The sequence below is a fragment of the Actinoplanes sp. NPDC051475 genome, assembly GCF_040689425.1.
Lineage (GTDB): Bacteria > Actinomycetota > Actinomycetes > Mycobacteriales > Micromonosporaceae > Actinoplanes.
The window spans coordinates 1-22,867 of record NZ_JBFAZZ010000024.1 but is presented as its reverse complement, the minus strand read 5'-3'; the positions used below and the strand labels follow the sequence as shown (position 1 = coordinate 22,867).

Here is a 22,867-nt window from a genome sequence, read left to right as displayed (position 1 = left end):
CCCGGTTCGCTCTGCGTGACGATCGGCCGGGCACCCCAGGAGAGGCAGGGCGCCCGGCCGTCCGGATCATCAGGTCAGCAGCGTGACCGTGTAGTTCAGGGTCGTCCCGCTGGCGGTGTACGTGGCCGTCTGGCCGTTCGCGCAGTAGGACACGAAGGTGTTGCCGAGCACGTCGTCACCGGCCGTGGCGTGCGTGAGCGGCCGTACGTCCACCCCCTCCTCGAGCGGCGTCGAGGTGAGGTCGATCAGCCGCCACTGGTTGACGGGGTAGTCGTCGGTCGGCGCGGAGAGCTGGCCCTCCCGGGTCGTGATCTGGAAGTTCAGCACGAAGCCGCCGTTGTTGACGACGGCGATCTTCTGCACGCAGGGCGACGCCGGCGCGGCGGGTGCCGCGGCCGCGGGCTGCGCGGCGGCGCCGAGCACGCCGGTGAGCCCGGCCGCGGCCAGCGAGACGCCCAGAACCGCCCGGCGACGGGATGCGGTGCGAACCATCAGTGTTCCTCCAATGTGGTCGGTGGCACTGTGTCACGAGCACCAGTAACCGGACAGAGGGGATACAAACTGACGATCATCTTTATTTATCACTAAAAATCTGAAGCCACCGAATAGTGATCTTGCCGCGCCCCGCGGCATACCGGTCAGCCGTGCATATTCCTGCCGCCGACACCATGGCAGCGATCACACCATCGGGCGGGAGCGACAGAGGCGTTGATACCTTCCCGAGCGCGTTGATCGGGGGGTCCGCAGGCGTAGTCACCCACTCCGCCTGCGGTCGCATCCGGCCTCCCAGGACCCAAGGCGGAAGATCTGGTGGGGGTGTGCTCGCCTCGGCCGCGCCGACCGGGCAGGATATGCGGTTATGAGTGAGCACGGGGAGCGGTCCGCGCCCGGCAAGGGCCTGGTCAACGGGCTCGCCGTCACGCTCAAGACCATGACCAGGCGGTCCATCACCCAGCAGTATCCCGACGTCGAGCCCGACCTCCCGCCCCGGTCGCGCGGCGTCATCGCGCTGCTGGAGGAGAACTGCACCGTCTGCATGCTCTGTGCGCGGGAGTGCCCCGACTGGTGCATCTACATCGACTCGCACAAGGAAGAGGTCGTCGTGCCCGGCGCGGCGCGGGCCCGGCAGCGCAACGTGCTCGACCGGTTCGACATCGACTTCTCGCTGTGCATGTACTGCGGGATCTGCATCGAGGTGTGCCCGTTCGACGCCCTGCACTGGAGCCCCGAGTTCGAGTACTCGGAGATGGACGTGCTCGACCTGCTGCACGACAAGAACCGCCTGGGCGACTGGATGCCGACCGTGCCCCCGCCGCCCGCCCACGACGTGCTCGGCGAGCCGTCGAAGGAGGAGGCCACGGCGGCACGCAAGGCCGCAGGCCCGGGCGCGGCCACGCCGGCCAGGACCGCCCGCCCGGCCACCCGCCCCCAGGCCGCAGCCCCGGCCCCGGCCGAGCCCCAGGCCGAACCGCAGGCCGAGACCCAGGCCGAGACCCCGGAGCCCGGCCGGTGACCGTCGCCGACGCGCTGCTCCTGGCGCTCGGGGCCGTCGCGGTCGGCTCCGGCGCGCTCGTCGTCACCACCACCCATATCGTGCGAGCTGGGCTTTACCTGGTCGTCAGCCTCGGTGCCATGGCCGCCCTGTACCTGGTCCTCGGCGCCGAGCTGGTCGCTTGGGTCCAGGTACTGGTGTACGTAGGAGCCGTCGTCGTGCTCCTGCTCTTCGCGGTCATGCTCACCCGGGCCCCGATCGGCCCCTCGACCGACCTGGACCGCCCCGCGTGGCCCGCGCTGATCGTCGGCGGCGGTGTCGGCCTGGGCCTCGCCGCCCTGCTCGCCGACGCCTTCCGCTGGACCCTTTTCGAGTTCCCGCAGCCCGGGACCACCGAGCGGATGGGTGGCGAGATCTTCGGGACCTGGGTGCTGCCGTTCGAGGTGCTGTCGATCCTGCTGCTCTCCGCCCTGGTCGGCGCGATCGTGCTGTCGCGGCCGGACATCGGCGCCCCGAAGGGAGGGGAGGCCTGATGCATGCGGCTGTTCCGTACGTGACGGCGGCGCTGCTCTTCGGCCTGGGCGTCTACGGCGTCCTGCGCCGTCGCAACGCGATCCTGGTGCTGATGGCGGTCGAGCTGATGCTCAACGCCGTCAACCTGATCCTGATGACCGCGGACGCGACCATCACGCCCGCCCTGGGGCACCGGGGTGGCGTCTTCGCCCTCTTCGTCATCGTGCTCGCCGCCGCCGAGGTCGGTGTCGGCCTGGCCATCATCCTGCAGTACTACCGGATGCACGCCGCGGTGCACGTCGACGAGGTCGTTCTGCACCACGAGCCGGAGGCCGGATGACCGCCGACGTGCTGACCCCGCTGCTGGCCGGCGTACCGCTGCTGCTCGGGGTGGCCGGCCTGCTGCTGCCACCCGGCGACGGCGGCCGGGACCGACGGCGCTCGGCCGCTCTGCTGGGCATCACCGGGGCCGCGCTGGCCCTGCTGATCACGGTCGTGCTGCTGATCGTGGTCGACGATCCGGTCGAGGTGACCGGGCACTGGGTGACCTTCGGGGATCTGCCGGTGACCCTCGGGTTCGCCCTCGGCCCGGCGGCGCTCTACGTCGCGCTGGCGGTCACCGTCGTGGCGCTCTTCGTGCAGATCTACTCGGTCGCCTACCTGCACGACGACCGCCGGTACGCCCCCTACGCCGCCCAGGTCAGCCTCTTCACCGGCGCGATGCTGCTGGTGGTCTCGGCGAACGACCTCATCCTGCTGCTGGTCGGCTGGGAGGTCATGGGCGCCTGCTCCTACCTGCTGATCGGCCACGACCGGCGGCTGCCCGAGGCGCCCGCGGCGGCGGTGAAGGCGTTCGTCGTCACCCGCGTCGGCGACGTCGGTTTCCTGCTCGGCATCGCCTGGCTCGGCGTCGCGGCGGGCAGTTTCCGGATCTCCGACATCATCGAGCACATCGGCGCGCCGACGACGGCCTTGTTGCTGCTGCTGGCCGGGGTGGCGGGCAAGAGCGCCCAGTTCCCGCTGCACACCTGGCTGCCCGACGCGATGGCCGGCCCGACGCCGATCTCCGCGCTCATCCACGCCGCGACGATGGTCGCCGCAGGTGTCTACGTCGTTTTCCGGCTTTTCCCGCTCTTCGCGGGGTCGCCCGTCGCCCTCTCCGTCCTCGGCGTCATGGCCGCGGTGACGCTGCTGCTGGGCGCGCTCGCCGCGACCGCGCAGGACGACATCAAACGGGTGCTGGCCTGGTCGACGGTCTCGCAGATCGGCTACATGACCGGCGCCCTCGCGGTCGGCTCGCCCGCGGCCGCGCTGTTCCACCTGCTTACCCACGCCGCCTTCAAGGCCCTGCTCTTCCTCGCGGCGGGTGCCGTGATCCACGCCGCGGGCACCAACCTGATGTCGCGGATGGGCGGCCTGCGCACGCACATGCCGGTGACGTTCTGGTCGTTCGTGGTGGGCCTGGGCGCGCTCGCGGGCGTACCGCCGCTTGCCGGTTTCTGGTCCAAGGAGAACGTGCTGGTCGCGGCCGCGCACGCCACCGAGGGCGGCGGACCGGCCCCGGCCTGGGTCGGCTGGGTGGTCTGGGTCGCCGCGCTGGCGGGCGTCGGGATCACCGCCTGGTACGCGACCCGCCTGCTGCTGCGTACCTTCTTCGGCTTCCCGCGCTCCCGGGCCGAGCAGTGGTCGGTCGGCTTCGCGGACGCCTCCTACGAGGTTTACGAGGAGCCGGAGCCGCACGATCCGCCGGGTCTCATGCGCTGGCCGGTGGTGCTGCTCGGGGTCCCCACCGTCCTGCTCGGGCTCGCCGCTTTCCTGCCCGGCTTCCGCACCGCCCTGGAGCTCGAGGAGCCGCATCTGGGCGTCTCGATCGTCCTGCCGCTGGTGCTGCTCGGGCTCGGCGCGGGCAGCGCGTGGTGGCTGTGGCAGGCCTTCCCGGGTGCGGATCCGGCGAAGGCCCTCGGCCGGTTGCGGCCCTTGTTCGCCGCCGGCTTCCGGCTGGACGCCCTTCAAGACCGTTTGGTGGTACGGCCGGTACGCGCACTCGCGCAGGGCGTGCGCCTGGCCGACGAGCGGGTGGTCGACGCCGCGGTGGAGGGCACCGGCACCTCGACGACACGCCTCGGCACCGTGCTGGCCGCCGCCCACCGGGCCGCCCTGCCGCGCGCGGCGGTCGCGGTCTTCACCGGCGCGCTGGTCCTCGGCCTCGTCGCCGCCATCTACGGAGCCACGTCATGATCGATCCCACCGACGTCTCTCCGGCGTTGCAGATCCTGCTGCTCGCCGTGCTGGCCGTCCCGATCCTCGGCGCGATCGTGGTGGCCCTGCTGCCGGCCCGGCTCGACCGCGGCGCGCGCATCGTCGCGACGGCCTTCGCCGCGGTCACGTTCGTGGCGGCGGTGCTGCTGGCCCTGCCGTCGTCGCGGGACTTCGGCTGGTTCGACTACACCGGTTCGGGCATGCCTCCGGTGATCCCGTGGGCCGAGGTGGACCTGCCCTGGGTGCCCTCGCTGGGCATCGAGTTCCACATCGGCGTGGACGGCGTCTCGTACCCGCTCGTCGTGCTGACCGGGCTGCTGACGCTGCTCTGCTGCGCGTACACGGTGTGGAAGGTTCCTACCGGCGGCTCCGGGCGTACCCTCGCGGCTTTGTTGCTGGTCCTCGAGGCCGGCATCCTCGGCACCTTCCTGGCGCTCGACCTGGTCCTGTTCTTCGTGTTCTTCGAGGTCGTCCTGCTTCCCATGTACGCGGTGATCGCGGGTTGGGGCGGCCCCGAGCGGCGCAGGGCGGCCCGCAAGTTCGTGCTCTACACCCTGTTCGGCTCGGTGCTGCTCCTGCTCGGTGTCTTCACCGTGGTCGCGTCGGCGGACACGGGCGACGTGACGGTGCTCACGGGCGGCCACGGGCTCTCCCGGACGACCCAGCACGTGGCGTTCGCGCTGTTCGCCGTCGCCTTCGCGGTGAAGGCGCCGTTGTGGCCGCTGCACACGTGGCTGCCCGACGCGCACACCGAGGCGCCCACGGTCGGCAGCGTGATCCTCGCCGGGGTGCTGCTCAAGATGGGCACGTACGGCCTCATCCGGATCGGCGTCGGAGTCGCCCCGCAGGGTGCCGCCTGGGCCGCGCCGGCGCTGGGCATCCTGGCCACGGCCGCGATCATCGCCGGGTCGCTGGTCTGCCTGCGCCAGACCGAGCTCAAGCGGCTGATCGCCTACTCGAGCGTCGGGCACATGGGCTTCGTCCTGCTCGGCATCGCGACGCTGACGGCGACCGGGGTGCAGGCCGCCCTCATCGGCAACGTGGCGCACGGCGTCATCACCGGCCTGCTGTTCTTCCTGGCCGGCGCGATCAAGGACCGGGCGCACACGGGCGACCTCACCGCGCTCGGCGGCCTGCGCGAGACCGCCCCCCGGCTCGCAGGCCTGCTCGGCTTCGCGGCGATCGCGTCGCTCGGCCTGCCCGGGCTGGCCGGGTTCTGGGGCGAGGCGTTCGCGGTCGTCGCCGCGATCCAGCGCGGCAGCCCGTTGTGGACCACGCTCGCCGTGGTGGCGGCGGTCGGCGGCGCGCTCACCGCGACGTACTTCCTGCGGCTCCTGCGCCGGGTGACCCACGGCCCGGCGGTCGAAGCGGTGACCGGCTTCCCGGCCATCAGCCGGGCGGAGTGGCTGGCGTGGGCGCCGCTCGTCCTGCTCACCCTGGTCGTCGGCCTGGTGCCCGCGCTGGTGCTCGCCAATGCCGCCGACCCGGTGGCCGCCCTGACCGGAGCGCTGCCATGACCCAGGCCGTCAACCACGTGGCCCTGCTGCCGCTGTACGCCGCTGCCGGCACGGCCCTGCTCGTCCTGGTGATGGACCTGGCCGTGGGCCGCTTCCACCTCCCGGCCGCGGCGCTGGGCGGTCTCGCCACGGCCGTCTGCGCAATCGCCGTTCCGGACCACGCGGCCACCTTCTGCAGCGGCGATCTCTGCTCGTGGACGGTCACCCCCCACGCGGCGCTCATGACGGTGTTGTTCGCCGTACTGACCGTCGGTGTGCTGGCCCTCTCCGCGCCCGCGCTGCGCCTGGGGCTGGCGCCGGCCGGCGAGTTCTGCTTCTTGCTCACGTGCGCAATGACGGGCGGCGTGGTGGTCGCGTACGCGGGCGACCTGATCTCGCTGATCGTCGGCCTGGAGACCCTCACCCTGCCCCTGTACGTCCTGGTCGGGCTGCGCCGGGTCCGGGTGTCGGCCGCCGGCGCCTCCGCAGCGGTCACGTTCTTCCTGGTCAGCGTGGTGTCGACGGCCATCGCCCTGCTCGGTGCGGCCCTGCTGTACGCGGCCACCGGCGCCCTGCACCTGGACGCGCTGACCGAGGGCTCCGGGCCGTACGCGCCCCTCGCCGCGGTCGGTGCCGCCCTGGTGGTGATCGGGTTCGCGTTCAAGGTGGCCGCGGTGCCCCTGCACGCCTGGGCCCCGGCCACGTACGACGGCGCGCCGGTGCCGGTGGCGGCGTACCTGTCGACGGCCTCGAAGCTGGGCGGTGTCCTGGCCCTCGCCGCGGTCGTGCAGCGCCTGGACACGGGCCCGCTGGTGGCGGTCCTGGCCGTGCTCACGATGACGGTCGGCAACCTGGTGGCCCTGCGCCAGACCCGGATGGTCCGGCTGCTGGCCTGGTCGTCGGTCGCCCAGGCGGGATACATCCTCGCGGCGCTGGCGGTGGGCGCGGCGGGCGTCGGGACCGCGTACGCGTACGCGGTCTTCTTCGTGCTCCTCGAGTTCATCGCGTTCGGGGTCGTGACGGCCGTGCGCGGCCCTGGCCTGGACGGCGGCGACCTCGACGACTACCGGGGCGCGGGCCGCCGTGCCCGCTGGATGGGCGCCGCGATGGTGCTGGCGCTGGCGGGCCTGGCCGGCCTGCCGCCCGGCCTGGCGGGGCTCTTCGCCAAGGTCGCCGTCGTCGGCACGCTCATCGCGGCGGGCTGGGGCTGGCTGGCGGGCGTCGTGGCGCTGAACGCGGTGATCGCCCTGGCGTACTACGTCCGTGTCGCCGCGCAGCTCTACGCTGCCCCAGAACCGGTCGGCGTCCACCTGGCGGACGTGCCGGCCGCGCCGCCGGCTTCGGCTGCGCCGGTCGCGGTCCTGGATCCCACTCTGCTGGAGGCGGCCACCCACACCCGCGTGGCGGCGCCCAGGGTCGTGGTGGCGGCGGTCACGGTGGCCGCGGCCGTGACGGTCGTCGTGGGGTTCGCGCCGCAGGCGATCTTCGATGCCCTCACCGGCTGAACGCTGACGCTCAGCGAACTCTCAGTCACTCCCGGATGAATTCTCGGCGGGGCGATGTTCTATCGGACGTGGGCCCACCGGCCCGCATGCCGAAGGAGTGATCGTGCACCGCCACCACAACGGCCTCAAGACGGCCGCTCTGCTGGGTCTGCTCACCGCCATGATTCTGGCCGCCGGATACTGGCTCGGCGGCAGCGGCGGCCTGGTGTTCGCCGTGGTTCTCTCGCTGGCGATGAACGCCGGCAGCTACTTCTTCTCCGACAAGATCGCGCTGCGCTCGATGGGTGCGCGGCCGGTCAGCGAGGCGGAGTTCCCCGAGCTCTACCGGATCGTGCGGGAGCTGGCCACGGAGGCGGGCCAGCCGATGCCCCGCCTCTACGTGAGCCCCACGATGCAGCCCAACGCGTTCGCCACCGGGCGTGACCCCCGGCACGCCGCGGTCGCGGTCACCGTGGGGATCACCCGGATCCTCGACCGCCGGGAACTCCGCGGCGTCATCGGCCACGAGCTGTCCCACGTCTACAACCGCGACATCCTGATCTCCAGCGTCGCCGCGGCGCTGGCGGGCATCATCACGATGGTTGCCCAGCTCGCGATCTTCCTGCCGCTCGGCGGCTCGGACGACGAGGACGGCCCGAACCCGGCGTCGCTGCTGCTCCTGCTGATCCTCGGTCCGCTCGCCGCCTCGGTGATCCAGCTGGCCATCAGCCGCAACCGGGAATTCCAGGCGGATGCCTCCGGCGCCACGCTGACCGGCGACCCGCTCGCCCTGGCGAGCGCCCTCGAGAAGATCCAGTACGGCGCCCAGCGGATGCCGCTCCCTGCGGACGGCCGACTCGCGACGTCGGCGCACCTGATGATCGCCAACCCGCTGCGCAGCGGGGGCATCGCCGGCCTCTTCTCCACGCACCCGCCGATGGAGGAGCGCATCAGGCGCCTGCACCAGCTGGCCGCGATCACGGGCCGGGGCCCGGTGCAGTTCCAGCGGTGAGCCGCCCGGGGTGACCTCGCTGACAGGCCGCCTATTTCCGTCGTGGTACGCCGCCTCCGGCCGTTACGGTCGGAGGCGGCTTCGCTCGTTACAGGGGGTGGGAAAGGCGTGACCGCGTTGCGGCAGTACCTCGGCGTGTGGCGGCTGCCGGGCGGCAAGGTCCTGCTCATCGTGGGTGTCCTGGCCCGCCTCGGCATCGGCGTGACCCCGCTCGCCCTGCTGCTGCTCGTGCAACAGGCCACCGGCCGGTACGCCGCCGCGGGCCTGGCCGGCGGCATGTACGCGCTCGCCGGCGCGGCGGTCAGCCCGTTCGCCGGGCGCCTCGCCGACCGCATCGGCCCGTCCCCAGTGCTGATGGTCACCGCGGTGCTGCACCCGCTCGCCCTGGGTGGCCTGCTCCTGATCAGCCGGGGCGGTGCGGCCGCGCTGCCGTCGATCGTCCTGGCGTCGGCGCTGGCCGGGGCGACGTACCCGCCGCTGAGCGCCGCCATCCGGCGCGCCTGGACCGACGCGACCGCGCCCGGCACCGGCCGGCACGCCCTGCGACCGGCGGCGATGGCCGCCGAGACCTCGCTGTTCGAGCTGGTCTTCGTGCTGGGCCCGCTGCTCGTCGCGGCCTTCGTGCTGCTCACCGGCCCCGGCGCCGCGCTGGTGTTCGCCGCGGTCGTCACCCTGGTCGGCACGCTGGCGATCGCCCTGCTGCCGGTGATGCGGCACTGGGAGCGTCACGAGTCCGCCGAACCGGCCCGCGGCCTGGGCCCGCTCAAGGTCGGCGGCTTCCCCGCCCTGCTCCTGTGCGTCAGCGCGCTCGGCATCGCGTTCGGCGCGGCCGGGGTGATGGTGCCGGCGTACGCGCAGCAGCACGGCGGCGGCGAGGGCCTCGGCGGCGTCCTGCTCGGCGTCTGGGGCGTCGGCAGCGCGATCGGTGGCATCTGGTTCGGCACCCGCCGCCCCGCGATGACGCTCACCCGCCAGTTCGCGTGGCTGCTCGCCGCGGTGTCGACGAGCTTCCTGGTGCTGTCGGTGATGCCCAACCCGACGGCGCTCGGCGTGGCGTTGGTCATCGGCGGCGCCACCATCGCACCGGCGCTGACGGTGGAGAACAACCTGGTCGGCCGGATCGCGCCGAGGGCGATGCTGAACGAGGCGTACACCTGGATCGTCACGGTGTCGGTCGGAGGCAGTGCGGCCGGCGGCGCGGTCGCCGGGGTGATCGTCGACCAGCCCGGCGGTCTGCCGTGGGCGTTCGTCTTCGCCGGCGCGGTGCTGATGGTGGCGGCGGCGGTCGCCGCCGTGCCGGCCGGGTCGATGGCCCGCGCCGACCTGCGCGCGGCGGAGGAGCTTCGCGAGGCACTGACGGCCTGAGCGATCAGCCCGATTCCGGACCGAAGCGCAGCTGCTGGGTGATCCGGTAACGGTCACCCCGGTAGACCGACCGGGCGAACTCGATCAGCCGTCCGCGAGCATCCTGCGTCGTGCGCTCGAAGAGCAGGGCCGGAGAATGCAACGGTACGGCGAGAAGCCGCGACTCCGTCGCGTCCGTCACCGTGGGCTCGGTGATCTGCACGGCCTCGGCCGGGACCACGCCGTGCCGGACGCGCAGGTGCTGGTAGAGCGTGCCGCCCTCGAAGTCGTCCCGGCTCAGATGCGGGGCGACCGTCCGCGGGATGCGGATGTCCTCCAGCGCGATCGGCTCACCGTCGACGACCCGGCGGCGCAGCGCCCGGACGACGTCGTCGCCGGGGGAGAGCCGCAGCCGGCGCCCGAGCCGGGCGCCCGCCGGGACCACCTCGAACTCCAGCACCTCGCTGGCCCATTCGCCCTCGGCCGGCGGCAGGTCCGCCGTCGACGGCACCTCCTGCGAGATCTTGTGCGGGTTGGTGAACGTGCCGCGGCCGTGCCGGCGTACCAGAAGACCTTCCCGGGCCAGCTCCTCGATGGCGGCGCGGATCGTGGGCCGGGACGCACCCAGGCCGCCGCTGAGGTCCCGCTCGGAGGGCAGAGCGTCGCCGGGGGCGACGGACTCGATCAGTTCGAGCAGTCGTTCCCGCACCTCGGCGCGTCGCATCCCCACCACACTCCTCATCGGTGCCCGATCTTTCTACCAGGCCCTGATTTAAAGGAGGGCACAGGCGCGAGCTATTGACGCTGACCACTGGCTCGGGGTTGGGTTCTGACCACTGGTAAACATTCATCCCCGAACCGAGGAGCCCTTCCCCATGGGCCGGACACGCACCATCTTCGTCGGCGCCACCGTCGCCGCCACCGCGAGCGCGCTCACCGCTTTCGGCATCGCCTCCGCCCCGAGCAGCAGCGCCGCCACCGCCTGCGGTGTGCTGTTCGACGACTTCAACTACTCGTCGCGTACCGATCCGGCGCTGTCCCAGCACGGCTGGAGCATCCGGACGGAGGCGGGCGGTCCGGGCGTACCCGGCGCCGGCTGGCGGGCCGACAACGTGTCGTTCCCCGCAGTGGATGGTCAGCGGGTCGCCCAGCTGGCCGCCCGCACGGACGGCACCGCGGCCGGCACGTCGCACGCCGAGTTCTCCCTCAGCAACCGCCGCTTCCTGGAGGGCACGTACCTGGCCCGGATCAAGTTCGCGGACGCCCCGGCCAGCGGCCCGGACGGCGACCACGTCAACCAGACGTTCTACACGATCTCCCCGCTGGCCGCCCCGATGGACCCCACGTACTCGGAGATGGACTTCTCCGAATACCTGCCGAACGGCGGCTGGGGCGAGGCGGGCCCGATCAACTACCAGACGACCTGGTTCACGTACGTGCCCGACCCCTGGTACGCCGACAACCAGCACAGCCAGCAGGCCAGAAGCATCGCCGGCTGGCACGACGTGATGGCCACCGTCGCCGGCGGTCACGTGAAGTACTACATCGACGGCGCGCTGGTGGGGGACCACTCGGGCAAGGTGTACCCGCGGCAGAACATGTCCATCGACTTCAACCAGTGGCTCATCGACCTGACCGGCCGGCCGGCGGGCGGTACGTCCGTGTGGCAGGAGTCCGTCGACTACGTCTTCCACGCGAAGAAGCAGGTCCTCACGCCGGCGCAGGCCTCGGCCGCGGTCGCCACGTACCGCTCGGCCGGCACGACCCACACGGACAACGTCGTCGGCACCGGCGACTGCTCGGCAGGCAACCCGCCGGAACCCCCGTCGACGACGTCCCCGTCGAGTACGACCTGGGCGCCGAACGTGGCCTACACCCAGGGCCAGGTGGTCACGTACGCCGGTGTCCGATATCAGTGCCGCATCGCGCACACCTCACTGGTGACGTGGGAGCCACCGAACGTCGAAGCCCTCTGGCTCCGGCTCTAAGCCGGTTCGGACGGCGGCACCGACTCCGGCCGTTGCTTCCCGGCCGCGGCGTCACTCTCGTCCGGCTGTTCCGGCTGCTCGGTCTTTCCCGGCTGCCCCGGCTGCCCCGGCTGCCCCGGCTGCCCCGGCCGCTCCGGCCGCTCCGGCTTCTCCGGCTCGGACGTCTCGGCCTGCTCCTTCTCCTCGATCCGGGAGTCTTCGGGCGGCTGCGCGTCGCCGATCCGGGTGTAGCCCACGTGGGCGGGCTCCGGAAGCTCCGTCGGGGGAGTGGCGCCGAGGGCGTCGCGGGTGAAGGCCTGCCACAGCCGTGCGGGCATGGTCTCACCCTCGATCGGCTCACCCCGGCGATCGCGGATCGGCCCGGGCTGGGCCTTGCCGATCCAGACTGCGGTGGCCAGATCGGGGGTGTACCCCGCCATCCAAGCGTCCTGGTTGTCCTGGGTGTCGGCCCACTGCTGGGTGCCGGTCTTACCCGCCGCCGGGCGCCCCGGCGACAGGTCATGGGCCCGCACGACCGCACCCAGCACGGCCGAGACATCCGCGGCGATGTGCCGGTCGATCACCTTCACCGCTCGCGGCTCGGCGGAAAGGAGCCGGCCGCCGTCGAGTGTGGACGCACTCTCGACGAAATGCCGGTCACGCCGGACGCCGCCCGCGGCGAAGGTGGCGTACACGGTGGCAAGGTCGGCCGGTGCGACCGGATAACGGCCGAGCGCGATGTCGGGGCGGGTCTTGCCGGGCGCGGGGTCGCCCTTCACGTCCACCAGCGTCGGCGCGTTCGCGTACCGCTTGGAAACGCCGAGCGCGTGAGCCATGCGCCGGACCGAGTCCGCGCCGATCCTCTCGGTCACCGAATAGAACGGCGTGTTCAGCGAATCGACCATCGACTCCTCGAGCGTGCAGGACGGGCACTGCAGGTTCTGCTGATTGCGCAGCGGCACCCCCAGCCGGCCCGGAAAGAGCCGCGGCGAGCTGCCGTCCCACCGCGACTCGTAGGAGATGCCGCTGCGCAGAGCCGCGGCCAGCACGATGGGCTTGAAGGTCGAAGCAGCCGGGTGCGGCGCCGAGGCATTGTCGAAATAGCCCCGGCCCTGACTGTTCCCGTAGTACGCCCGAACCCCACCGGTGCCGGGGTCGATGGCCACCAACGCCGCCAGCAGGCCCTTCGGCTGGCCCTTCAGGTGCTTCCTGACCTGGGCGACGGCCGCATGTTGCGCGGCCGCGTCCAGGGTCGTGGTGACCGCCAGACCCCTGGTGTGCAGAGCCCGGGGCGTGATGCCGCGCGCCGCGAGCTCCCCCTCCACGCGATCGATGATCGGACCGTTCGGCCCCGGATCCTTCGCGTGCGCCGAGTCGACCTTCGGGTACGCCGGTGCCTCCGCAAGCCACCCCTGCTCCTGCTGCGCCCGCACGATCCAGTCCCACCTGGTCCGCGCGGCCCCCGGATCATTCGCCGGATCGAAGTTGTACGGATCCTTGATCACCGCAGCCAGCACGGCACTCTGCCCGGCCGTCAACGTGTTGGCAGTGGTCCCGAAATAGGCGTACGCGGCGGCCGCGATGCCGTACGCACCCCGTCCGAAGTAGATGGTGTTGAGATAACGCTCGAGAATCTCATCTTTACTGAACATCCGCTCGAGCCGAACAGCCAGCGCGATCTCCTTCGCCTTGCGCTCGAACGTCACATCCTGGCTCAGGTACGCATTGCGCGCGTACTGCTGGGTGATCGTCGAAGCGCCCTCCCGATTCCCGCGAACATTGGCGACGACCGCGCGCAGCACACCCCGGATCGAGACTCCGCCGTGGTCGTAGAAATCCCGATCCTCAGCGGCCAGAACGGCCCATTTGACGGCGGCGGGCACGGCCGCGAGCGGAACATCGCTGTGGTCGGTGGTCCCGACCCGCGCCAGCACGGTACGGCCGTCCCGGAAGTACAGCGTCGACGCCTGCGGCTGGACGGATTGAGCCGGCATCGGCACCGACCGTACATATATCTCTCCGGCAGTGACCGCTCCACCGCAGAGAATGACCACCACGACGGCGAACCAGGTGAGGGTGCGACGCCACCGCCGCGGCCTTCTCCGTTTTCCCCGTTTGATCAGCACGCCGAAGAGCGTGGTCGGTGAATGTTAGAAAGTCGTTCGTCTCGATGCCAAGGTTCCCCCCGCACTACGCACTCGGGGTCGCGGTCCGGGGTCGGCCGGTGGCGGGCGGCCCTATGCGTCGGCTGAAAGCGCGCGGCTGGGCGGTGCTGCCGGAGTCAGATCGTGGCCTCCACGCCGGTCCCCGGCGCTTGTTCAAGGGTGATCTGTCCACCGCCGGCGCGGACGAGGCATTCGACGATGGCCAGGCCGTCGATGGTCACCGCGCTGCCCGGCGGGGCGATCCGCAGGGCGTTGGTCAGCAGGTTGTTTAATACCTGTTCCAGGGCGTCGGGAACGGCCATCACGTGGCCGACGGGAGTCCTGCGAACGCCGACGCGGGCCCTCCTCCGGGCCCAGAAGCCGGAGGGCGCGGGCGCAGGAAGCGACCGTTTGGCGGATCCTGAACGGTCTCTGTTTTCCTCAACCGAAAGGATCACAGTCCGAATGGCCCCGGGTCTCCGCACCCGAAAGGTCCGCCATGAAGCGCCTCTTGCTCGTCGCGACAGTCAGCCTTGCGGTGACAACCGCCCTGACCGGCTGCGCACCGATGGGATCGCACGCTGATGCGCCGAAGGCGACACCGGCAACCGCGCAGATGATGAGCCTCAAGCAGGCCGGTGAGACCTACGAGCGGCTCGCGGCCAAGTCAAACGGGGCTCGGGAGGCCTGGCTGCACGGTCCCAAGCTGACCGAGGCAAACCTGGACGAGCATCGGACCCTCGCGGGGCGGGCGGCGAAGGTCACCAGTGACTTCGCCACCACCATTCGGACTCAAGGCTGGCCGGCACAATCCCGGCGCCCGCTGGATGCGCTTCGGAAGGACCTTGAGGTACGGGCGGCGGCGTACCGGAAGGTGGCCGCGGCTCGGACGATCGAGCAGTACGTCGCCGCAGCGCGTCACGTGTCGCTCAGCAGCCCGGCCGCCGCCGAGGTCCGCCGCGCCCTCAAGCTTTCGGAGGCGCCCACCTTCTGCTTCTGCGACACGCCCTCGGGGCCGACGGCGGGCTGAACACCGCCGCGCCGTCTTAGCCTCAAAGCGTGGACGCGGGGATCGTGGGGCCGGTGCTGCTCGGGCTGCTGGGCATCGCCGTGCTTTACCGGGTGATCCGGACGGCCGTTGCGCACGGCATTGCCGACGCCGAAGACAAGCGGCGGCGTGAGGCCGACAAGGCGCCCTGATCGGACCGGCACGGCCGAAGTGCTCAGAATCGCTCGGAGCCCGCCGACGCAAGCAGGCCGAGGTGGTGGAGTGAGTTACGGCCTGCAAGAGCGAGCCGAAGACGTTCGAGCACGGCGGCCATGGGTACTGGGCGCCGCTCCCGTGCTTGCGCTGGTGACGGCAGCCGCCGTCGGCACCGTCGTGGGCGGCGTGCTCGCCTACCTGCTGGCGACGAACGCGCATGACCGCTGGTCCGACATAGGCGCGTACCTGATAGGCACGTTGATCGGAGTCGTGGTCGGCGTCGTGGGGTACGTCGCGGCCCTGATCTTCGCCGCGGGACGGATGTTTCCGGCGGGTCGGCGGGCGGTGCCGGTGGTGCTGACGCTGCTGGGGCATGCTGTGGTCGGCGGGGTCGTGAGCGTGCTGGGGGTTGTTCTTCGGCCCACGGAAGCGGGTGAGGCTGCCATTGCCGTGCTGGTGGCCCTTGCCGCCCTCGGGTGCGGGCCGGCCGTCTTTCTCCGGTTCGGCGCTACGGGCCGGGCTCGCCGGGTGGCGGTTCCCGCTGTGGCAGTGATTCTTGCGGTGACCAGCGTGGTCGCCGTCGTCGCGCACGTCGCCCGGCGGGCCGATGACGCTCGCGTGCTTGCTCAGATGCCCTTCGTCCTGTTCGGCGGCGACACGGCCGACCCTGCGTACCCGGGTTGGCAGCGGGATCGGTCCACGGAAATGTTGCTGTGGCGCCCGTACGACCTCAGCGAACGTGGACGCCAGGGCGACCTGAAGTACTCCATCGGTAGCCAGACCGTTGCCCTCACGATGTACACGGAGGTCGGGGACTGCGCGACACCGGTGAACCAGTACACATGTGCGGCCGCGGGTAGCCTGCCGGCTGGGCAGCTTCGCCTTTACCGGCTGTCGTACGCCCCGGAGGCCGCCTTGGTGCTGGTCTTCCAGGACGGCTCGGGAGTGTCGGTGGAGGTGAACACCGACTCCAGGCTGTCGTCCGGCATCGACCTGGAACAGGCGCGCGGGGTTCTCGGCGATCTTCGGCGAGTGAATCGGGCGCGGTTCGAGGAGCGGACCGGCATTCGGCCGACGGTGCCCTGAAACCGAGTCGCACCTGAAGGAGTTCCCGTTCTGAGCCCGGGCCCCGCCAACCTGGCTGACAAGCGCCGGCATTCCGGCGCCCATTCGGCGTGGGGGCAGCGGTGAACACGGCAGGCCAGGCAGATCTTGTGGGAGCGGTCCCCTATTGGGCGAACCCACCGGTCGCGGCCGTCCCGGTTGCTGCCCCCGAAGTCATGCAGGCCTACCCGCCGGTCGCTCCGACCCAGGCCGCCGTCCCCACAGCTCCGGCGTTCGCTCCGACTCAAGACCCCGCGCCCCAGCCTTTCGTTCCGATCCCCGCCACCGTGCCGGCGCCCGAAGCGATGACTCCCGCGCCGCTCCAAGCCGCCATGCCCGCGCCGGCCCAGGCCGCAGCACTCAACTCCGCCACCGTGCTCGTCAGCCCCTGGATCCGGTGGGCCCTGCTGGCCATCGCTGTCGCCCTGGCGGCGTATGTCGTTCTTCGCCCGGGGGCGAACGGCAGCCCCGAAGCCTGGCAGCAGACGGCGATCGACGTGGTCAAGGCGGCCACCGCGGCTCCGGAGACCGTGCGGGTCACCGGCGGCTACCTGCCGGACAGCGGCCTCGTCTTCTCCGCAGAACTCAACGGAGTAGCCCCGAAGAGCCTCAACGCCTGGCTGCTCACGCTCTTGAGACCCCGCAAGGACCGGCTGGGCGAGCTCGCCCGCGGCGAGACGGTGGTCTGGCAGGTGGATGTGAAGGGTACGACCTCAGGCGACTACGGCCGCCTCGTCCTCATCCCGCGCCGAGCGGCAGACGACCCGGCGCAATGGGTCTCGACTCCGACGACCGGCTCGGCGGGTACGGCGACCAGCACCGCCCCGAAGGCCACAGCAAGCCCCGCGGCTGGAGAAGACGCCCCGGCGGAAGGCGCGACGGCGACCACCAAAGCCACCCCGAGCCCCAAGGCGACCTCGTGACGGCCGAAGCCCTCGCCCCCCGGCGGTCCCACCGCGCCCCAGACACGGCGGCCGTGCCCGCCGCGGCGGCTCCCGCCCCCGGCGGTGGGAAGCGGCGTGACACCTTCCTGGACAACGTACGGGCCATCTCCCTCGTCCGGGTCATCATCTGGCACACCCTGGCCTCGGCGGTCATCAGCTGGGTCGTCGCCTCGATGCCCGCCATGTTCTTCATCGGCGGCAGCCTGCTCGCGCACAGCCTGGACCGCCGCTCCTCCGGGACCGTGCTGCGGGCGCGGCTGCGCCGGCTGCTGATCCCGTTCTGGGTGTTCGGCGGGGTGGTGCTGACCGTCCTCGCCGTCGTGCACCGGATGTCGCCGGCGGCGGACACGAAGCTGTCGATCGGCGCCCTCGTACCGTGGATCTTCCCGCTCGCCGACCCGCACGGGCCGCCGTGGGAGGCCGGGTGGGCGACCACGCCGCTCTGGTATCTGCGCTGCTACCTGTGGCTGATGCTGCTGACTCCGCTCATGCGCGCGGCGCAGCGGCGGTTCGGGCTCAAGGTTCTGCTGATTCCCCTGGCCGGTGTCTTCATCGTCGACTACCTGAACCGCACGGCGGACGTCGCGCCCGCGGGGTGGGATTCCGTGAAGTGGTACGCCGGGGATCTCTGCACGTACAGCTTCTTCTGGATGTTGGGGTTCTGTCACCGCGACGGGATGATCTCTCAGCTCAACCAGCGGGCTCGGCTCGAGTGGGCGGCGCTGGGCGGGGTGGCGGCGTTCATCTGGGTCAAGGTGGTCGGCGTTCAGGGGATGGTCGTCAACAACTCCTATCCGCTGCTGCTCTTCATGGGCATCGCCTGGCTGGGCATCTTCCTGGCCGCCGAGCGGTGGATCGGCAACCTCTCGCTGAACGCCATCGCCGGGCCGGTGATCCGGTGGTTGAGCCGGCGGTCGATGACCGTCTACCTGTGGCATCCGATCGCGATCGTCGGGGCGTACTGGATCCGCGCGCACCTGGTGCCCGATCTGCCGAAGATGATGGTGCTTCCGATCGTCGGGATCCTCACCGTGCTGTTCTGCGTGATCTTCGGCCGTGCCGAGGACTACGCGGCGGGACGGCCCGGGCAGTGGTGGCCCGGGCGGGATGATCCGCCCGGTACGGCGCAGCTGTTCACCCGGCTCAGCGGGTGGTTGCGCGGGTCGATGTCGAGCACCCAGGCGTTGGGCATTGGCGCCGTGATCGCGGTGGTCGCTGTGGCCTTCGTCGTGCCCTCCGGCGCGGTGCAGGAGAAGGCGAAGACCGACGCGCCGGCCGCGGGTGCGGCGCTCGCCCTGCCGCCCGCGCCGTCCGGCAAGCCTGATGTGGTCGACTTCGCGAACACGACTGAGGAGGAGCCCGCTGCCGCCGAGCCGGAGCCGGCCGCGGCGGACCCCGAGCCGGCGGCGGGCGCTGACGACTCCCTGAAGGGCAAGGTCCTCGCGACTGTCGACGCCTGGCGGGCAGAGAAGAAGGTCGACGGCGTACAGGTGGGCCTGTCGCTGGCCGACGGCTCGCAGGTCGTCCTGGCCAGCGGCGCGCGGCCCGACGGCGGCGCCCTCGAGGCCGAGGCTTCCTACCCGGTCACGTCCGTGACCAAGACCATGACCGCGTCGATCATCCTGCAGCTGGTCGAGGAGGGGAAGATCTCGCTGGAGGACAAGCTCCCGAAGATCAACGCCGTGCCGAACCTCCCGTACGCCGGGAAGGTCACCATCCGGCAGATCCTCAACCACACCGCCGGCATCAAACCGTACGACCAGAGCAAGGCGTACGCGACGGCGAAGAGTCAGCCGCTGACCGCGGTGACGGCGTTGCGCCTCATCGTCGACGAGCCGTTGGAGTGGACGCCCGGCACGCAGGTCGGTTACTCGAACGCCGGGTACCTCACCCTGGGGCTGCTCGCCGAGCAACTCACCGGCAAGACGTACGAGCAGCTCCTGACCGAGCGGATCTTCGGGCCGGCGGGGATGACCGATTCACGGCTGGACCAGACGCCGACTGCCGGCTGGGCCGGTTTCTCGGCCGGCGGCGTGGTCTCCACCCCGAAGGACCAGATGGCCTGGGCCGACGCGCTGTACCGGAGCAAGAAGATCCTGAAGCCGAAGTGGCTCGCGGAGATGCTCAGCGTCGACAACAAGTTCTCCACCGGCCTGGGCGCGTTCCCGACGTGTCCCTGCTCGATGAAGGACGGCAAGCCGGTCTACAGCGCCATCGGGCACAACGGCGGGCAGGCGACGATCCAGTACGCCCCCGCGGAGAACCTGGTGATCGTCCTGAACCTGACGGAGTCCATGTGGACCGCCGAACTCACCCGGGACGACGTCGCGGAGCTGATCGTCTCGCTGCGCAAGAACGTGGCGGCCTCCTGACGTCTCCTTCCTCGTAGCTCATCCGTGCCTCCCTCCTTTAGCCTTACGCACGTGGCGAAGGAAGTCCCGCGGCGGGAAGTCGAGTCGATGCGGGCTGCCGACGCCGACCGGAAACCCGGCCTGAGCGCCGCCGAGGTGAAGGCCCGGCGGGCCGCCGAGGTGCGGCGGGAGACCCGCCGGCTGCCGATGGCGCTGATGATCCTCTGGACGGTCTGGGGTTCCGTCGCGGCCCTCCTGGCCGTCTCCACCCTGGGCGTGCAGACGATGAGGCACCGGCGCGGCCGCTGAGCGCCTTGTGTCCAAGCTCATGCGCCGAGTACGAGCGGGGCCGATCACGGGCGGAGCTAGGGTCGGTGGGTGAGTCGCATACCTTTGTCCGTCCTTGATCTCGCCACCGTGCGCGAGGGGCACGACAGCGCCGACGCGCTGCGGGGGACGACGGAGATCGCCCAGGCCGCCGACGAGTTGGGCTACTCGAGGTTCTGGGTCGCCGAGCACCACAACATGCCGGCCGTCGCCTCGACGTCGCCGCCGGTGCTCATCGCCCACCTGGCCGCCCACACCCGCCGGATCCGGGTCGGTTCCGGCGGCGTGATGCTGCCCAACCACATGCCGTTCGTGGTCGCCGAGCAGTTCGCGCTGCTCGAGGCGCTGCATCCGGGCCGCATCGACCTGGGTATCGGCCGGGCGCCCGGCACCGATCAGGCCACCGCCGCCGCGCTGCGCGGGGTATCGCCGCGCCTGGCCGTCGAGCAGTTCCCGGATCACCTCGGGATGGTGCTCGCCCTGCTCGGCGACGGCCGGGTCGCGCCGGAGCGGATCGAGCAGCTCCGGGCCACGCCCGCGCCGCAGTCGTTCCCCGAGGTGTGGATGCTGGGCTCGTCGACGTACGGGGCTCAGGTGGCGGCGGCGCTGGGATTGCCGTTCTGCTACGCGTACCACTTCGCGATGAGCGGGGACGTGGATTCCGCCGTACACATCTATCGGTCCGGTTTTCAGCCTTCGCCCCGCTTCCCGGAGCCGCACCTCATGATCAGCGCCTCGGTTCTCGCGGCCGAGACCACCGAGGAGGCGCGCTATCTCGCCGGGCCGAGCCGGATCATGGCGCTGAGCCTGCGCACCGGGCGCCTCGGCCCCATCGTCTCCCCGGAGACGGCCGCGGCGGTCGAACTGTCCGAGCTGGACCGCAGTGTGCTGAACCAGCTACCCGGCACCCAGTACGCGGGCACCGCCGACGAGGTCGTCGCGGGCCTCGACGCGCTGGCCGAGCGCACGGGCGCCGACGAGCTGATCCTCGCCGGTGCGGTCTACGACCCCGGAACCCGGCGGGACTCGCTCGCGCGCATCGCCAAGGCCTGGGGTCTGTAAGAATCGCCCCCATGGCATGGCACATCACGGGGGACGTCGACGAGTTTCTGACAGCGGCGGGCGCTTTCCTGCGGGCGCGGCCGGTGCAGAACACGTTGCTCCTGACGATCGCTGACACCGTACGGATAGAAGGTCCGCATGTGTACGGCCCGGGCGACCCCCTCTTCGGGTGGCACGACGGCGAGGAAGCGGCGGTCCTGTGCACGCCGCCCCGGCCGCCGGTGCTGTCCGCGATGTCGCCGGACGCCGCCACCGCGCTGGCCGGACTGCTCGGCGACGACCTGCCCGGCATCTCCGGCCCGGACACCGCCGTGGACGCCTTCGTGGCCGAATGGCAGCGCCGCACCGGGGCGACGGCGAAGGTCCACGGCCGGCAGCGCCTCTACCGGCTGGGCGAGCTGGTGCAGCCCATGCCGCCGGCGCCCGGTACGCCTCGCGTGGGCGGTCCCCGCGACCTGCTCATTCGCTGGACGGCGGAGTTCTTCCGCGAGGTGGGCGAGGACGACCCGGAGGTCGAGCGTTTCGTCGACGAGCGGCTCTCCTACGGCGGCATTTTGACGTGGGAGGCCGACGGCGTGCCGGTTTCCATGGCCTCGCTCACCCGGCCGGAATCGGGCATGGTCCGCGTTCAGGCCGTCTACACCCCACCCGACCAACGCGCCCGCGGATACGCCGGCGCCGTCACGACCGCGATCAGCCGTGCCGCCCGGGAGGCCGGCGCCACCGAGGTCGTGCTCTTCACCGATCTGGCCAATCCGACCTCGAACGCCCTGTACCAACGGCTGGGCTACGTACCTCTGGAGGACAGAACGGTGGTGGAGTTCGCATCATGAGCCGCGTACTGCAGGTCAACCTGGCGGTCCCCGAGCACAGCGACGCCAAGAACGTCGGCACGACCGGCATCAACAAGCAGCCCGTCACGCACGCGGTGGCCGTACGCGCACCGGGTCCGAAGGGCCTGCCGCCCGACAAGGCGAGCGGGCTGGCCGGCGACCTGATCTTCGACATCAAGCACCACGGCGGCGACGACCAGGCGGTCTACGCGTACGCGCGTGAGGACTACGACTGGTGGGAGAAGCAACTCGACCGCGAACTCCCCGGCGGCATCTTCGGCGAGAACCTGACCACAGTGGACGTCGACGTGTGCGGCGCCGAGATCGGCGAGCAGTGGCGCATCGGCGACACGCTGGTCCTGCAGACGACCTTCGGGCGCATCCCGTGTGCGACGTTCCAGTGGAAGATGGGCGAGCCACGGTGGGTGAAGCGGTTCGCCGCGGAGAGCCGGCCGGGGGCGTACCTTCGGGTGGTCACCCCGGGCGAGGTCCGCGCCGGCGACGAGGTGACGGTGGTGGACCGGCCGGGGCACGGCGTGACGATCGCCGACGCGTTCCGGGCCTGGATGCACGAACCGGAGCGGCTCGCGGCGTATCTGGAGATCGAGGGACTGCCCGAGGGCGTGAAGGGCGACATCCGGCGACGACTCAAGCTTCCCTAAATTCCCCGCACAGGGTAGTTTAGGGAACTATGGAGAGGCTGATCGAGCGTGGTGGCGTACCCGTTCTGCTGTGCGACGGGCCGGGTGCCACGATCGGCGAGGTCCAGGACGCGCTGGATGTGATCGGGGCGGCGTTCGGTCGCGCCGACACGGTGGCGATCGCTGCTGAGCGACTGGACGAGCGGTTCTTCCGGCTGAGCACGGGGTTCGCCGGGGAGATCATGCAGAAGTTCGTGAACTACCGGATCCGGCTCGCGATCGTGGGAGACATCTCTGCGCAGGTGGCGGGGAGCGGGGCGCTGCGTGATCTGGTCCGGGAGTCGAACGAGCGGGACCATGTGTGGTTCGTACCGACGCTCGACGACCTCGACGCGCTGCTGGTGCGCCGCGCCGGCTAGGTCTAGAAGCTGCGGACACCTTCGACAACGGCAGCGTGCGGCAGCACATTGGCCGGGATGTGACACTCACTCGTTCGGTGGTGGCCCGCACGTGAGGGCTCGGGCACAGTGGATCTGTGACGGCTCGAACGCCTGCTTCTGCCTGTCCGGCGAGTGCGCCGGATCCGGACGGCCGTGTCGATGTGTTCGTCAGTCACGCGGGCCGGGATCGGGCGTGGGCGGAGTGGGTGGCGTGGACCTTGCTCGACGCGGGTTACACGGTGGAGTTGGA

At 71.2% G+C, this 22,867-nt stretch carries 24 protein-coding genes; 20 read left to right on the top strand and 4 right to left on the bottom strand.

The genetic code is table 11. The annotated features are described in order from the left end of the window. Window positions 1-69: 69 nt before the first annotated feature. Window positions 70-492, bottom strand: coding sequence for a hypothetical protein (locus AB0368_RS34525; protein WP_366158230.1), 423 nt, complete (start codon window positions 490-492; stop codon window positions 70-72). Between the two features lie 367 nt (window positions 493-859). On the opposite strand from AB0368_RS34525, the gene AB0368_RS34520 reads away from it, so the two are divergent. The 8 genes from AB0368_RS34520 (at window position 860) to AB0368_RS34485 (ending at window position 9,621) form a co-directional block, all read left to right on the top strand. Next, entirely contained in the window at window positions 860-1,513 is a 654-nt protein-coding gene (locus AB0368_RS34520; protein ID WP_366158229.1) for an NADH-quinone oxidoreductase subunit I, read from the top strand. Next, window positions 1,510-2,025, top strand: a complete 516-nt coding sequence (locus AB0368_RS34515) for an NADH-quinone oxidoreductase subunit J (protein ID WP_366158228.1) — start codon at window positions 1,510-1,512, stop codon at window positions 2,023-2,025. The genes AB0368_RS34520 and AB0368_RS34515 overlap by 4 nt, the downstream gene beginning before the upstream one ends. Then, on the top strand, window positions 2,025-2,345 hold the full coding sequence (gene nuoK, locus AB0368_RS34510) for an NADH-quinone oxidoreductase subunit NuoK (protein WP_366158227.1): 321 nt from the start codon (window positions 2,025-2,027) through the stop codon (window positions 2,343-2,345). The genes AB0368_RS34515 and nuoK overlap by 1 nt, the downstream gene beginning before the upstream one ends. Beyond that, window positions 2,342-4,243, top strand: coding sequence for an NADH-quinone oxidoreductase subunit L (locus AB0368_RS34505; protein ID WP_366158226.1), 1,902 nt, complete (start codon window positions 2,342-2,344; stop codon window positions 4,241-4,243). Before nuoK ends, AB0368_RS34505 begins: the two co-directional genes overlap by 4 nt. Further along, the gene (locus AB0368_RS34500) at window positions 4,240-5,781 is read left to right on the top strand and encodes an NADH-quinone oxidoreductase subunit M (RefSeq protein ID WP_366158225.1); all 1,542 of its coding nucleotides are present in this window, start codon (window positions 4,240-4,242) and stop codon (window positions 5,779-5,781) included. Before AB0368_RS34505 ends, AB0368_RS34500 begins: the two co-directional genes overlap by 4 nt. Continuing rightward, window positions 5,778-7,265 (top strand): proton-conducting transporter membrane subunit, encoded by a 1,488-nt coding sequence (locus AB0368_RS34495; RefSeq protein WP_366158224.1) that lies wholly within the window; start codon window positions 5,778-5,780, stop codon window positions 7,263-7,265. The genes AB0368_RS34500 and AB0368_RS34495 overlap by 4 nt, the downstream gene beginning before the upstream one ends. 103 nt (window positions 7,266-7,368) lie before the next feature. After that, a complete protein-coding gene (gene htpX / locus AB0368_RS34490) occupies window positions 7,369-8,256 on the top strand; it encodes a zinc metalloprotease HtpX (RefSeq protein ID WP_366158223.1) in 888 nt (295 codons plus the stop codon). 108 nt (window positions 8,257-8,364) lie between these two features. Continuing rightward, the gene (locus tag AB0368_RS34485; protein WP_366158222.1) at window positions 8,365-9,621 is read left to right on the top strand and encodes an MFS transporter; all 1,257 of its coding nucleotides are present in this window, start codon (window positions 8,365-8,367) and stop codon (window positions 9,619-9,621) included. 4 nt (window positions 9,622-9,625) lie between these two features. Here the strand turns inward: AB0368_RS34485 and AB0368_RS34480 are convergent, their stop codons facing one another. Continuing rightward, window positions 9,626-10,324: a GntR family transcriptional regulator gene (locus AB0368_RS34480; RefSeq protein ID WP_366158221.1), complete on the bottom strand. Its 699-nt coding sequence runs from the start codon at window positions 10,322-10,324 to the stop codon at window positions 9,626-9,628. A 151-nt stretch (window positions 10,325-10,475) separates the two neighbouring features. On the opposite strand from AB0368_RS34480, the gene AB0368_RS34475 reads away from it, so the two are divergent. Further along, entirely contained in the window at window positions 10,476-11,588 is a 1,113-nt protein-coding gene (locus tag AB0368_RS34475) for a carbohydrate-binding protein (RefSeq protein WP_366158220.1), read from the top strand. Here AB0368_RS34475 and AB0368_RS34470 read toward each other — a convergent pair. Next, complete coding sequence (locus tag AB0368_RS34470) at window positions 11,585-13,561, bottom strand: transglycosylase domain-containing protein (protein WP_366158219.1); 1,977 nt, start codon at window positions 13,559-13,561, stop codon at window positions 11,585-11,587. The two genes, AB0368_RS34475 and AB0368_RS34470, sit on opposite strands and share 4 nt — an antisense overlap. 287 nt (window positions 13,562-13,848) lie before the next feature. Further along, window positions 13,849-14,037 (bottom strand): ATP-binding protein, encoded by a 189-nt coding sequence (locus AB0368_RS34465; protein WP_366158218.1) that lies wholly within the window; start codon window positions 14,035-14,037, stop codon window positions 13,849-13,851. Between the two features lie 173 nt (window positions 14,038-14,210). Between AB0368_RS34465 and AB0368_RS34460 the strand changes: the two genes are divergently transcribed. The 11 genes from AB0368_RS34460 to AB0368_RS34410 all read left to right on the top strand — a co-directional run. After that, a complete protein-coding gene (locus AB0368_RS34460; protein ID WP_366158217.1) occupies window positions 14,211-14,741 on the top strand; it encodes a hypothetical protein in 531 nt (176 codons plus the stop codon). 29 nt (window positions 14,742-14,770) lie between these two features. Further along, window positions 14,771-14,911: a hypothetical protein gene (locus AB0368_RS34455; RefSeq protein ID WP_366158216.1), complete on the top strand. Its 141-nt coding sequence runs from the start codon at window positions 14,771-14,773 to the stop codon at window positions 14,909-14,911. 70 nt (window positions 14,912-14,981) lie between these two features. After that, on the top strand, window positions 14,982-16,001 hold the full coding sequence (locus tag AB0368_RS34450; protein ID WP_366158215.1) for a hypothetical protein: 1,020 nt from the start codon (window positions 14,982-14,984) through the stop codon (window positions 15,999-16,001). Between the two features lie 305 nt (window positions 16,002-16,306). Continuing rightward, window positions 16,307-16,942 (top strand): hypothetical protein, encoded by a 636-nt coding sequence (locus AB0368_RS34445; RefSeq protein WP_366158214.1) that lies wholly within the window; start codon window positions 16,307-16,309, stop codon window positions 16,940-16,942. Next, complete coding sequence (locus tag AB0368_RS34440) at window positions 16,939-19,335, top strand: serine hydrolase (RefSeq protein WP_366158213.1); 2,397 nt, start codon at window positions 16,939-16,941, stop codon at window positions 19,333-19,335. The genes AB0368_RS34445 and AB0368_RS34440 overlap by 4 nt, the downstream gene beginning before the upstream one ends. A gap of 51 nt (window positions 19,336-19,386) precedes the next feature. Beyond that, window positions 19,387-19,623, top strand: a complete 237-nt coding sequence (locus AB0368_RS34435) for a hypothetical protein (protein WP_366158212.1) — start codon at window positions 19,387-19,389, stop codon at window positions 19,621-19,623. 69 nt (window positions 19,624-19,692) lie between these two features. Further along, window positions 19,693-20,703 carry an LLM class flavin-dependent oxidoreductase gene (locus AB0368_RS34430; protein WP_366158211.1) on the top strand — a complete coding sequence of 337 codons (1,011 nt, stop codon included), beginning with the start codon at window positions 19,693-19,695 and terminating at the stop codon, window positions 20,701-20,703. An 11-nt stretch (window positions 20,704-20,714) separates the two neighbouring features. Beyond that, a complete protein-coding gene (locus AB0368_RS34425; RefSeq protein ID WP_366158210.1) occupies window positions 20,715-21,536 on the top strand; it encodes a GNAT family N-acetyltransferase in 822 nt (273 codons plus the stop codon). Beyond that, window positions 21,533-22,198, top strand: a complete 666-nt coding sequence (locus tag AB0368_RS34420; protein WP_366158209.1) for an MOSC domain-containing protein — start codon at window positions 21,533-21,535, stop codon at window positions 22,196-22,198. The genes AB0368_RS34425 and AB0368_RS34420 overlap by 4 nt, the downstream gene beginning before the upstream one ends. Window positions 22,199-22,227: 29 nt before the next feature. Then, on the top strand, window positions 22,228-22,596 hold the full coding sequence (locus tag AB0368_RS34415) for a DUF4180 domain-containing protein (protein ID WP_366158208.1): 369 nt from the start codon (window positions 22,228-22,230) through the stop codon (window positions 22,594-22,596). A 116-nt stretch (window positions 22,597-22,712) separates the two neighbouring features. Beyond that, the coding region (locus tag AB0368_RS34410; RefSeq protein ID WP_366158304.1) for a toll/interleukin-1 receptor domain-containing protein at window positions 22,713-22,867 on the top strand (155 nt) is incomplete at its 3' end.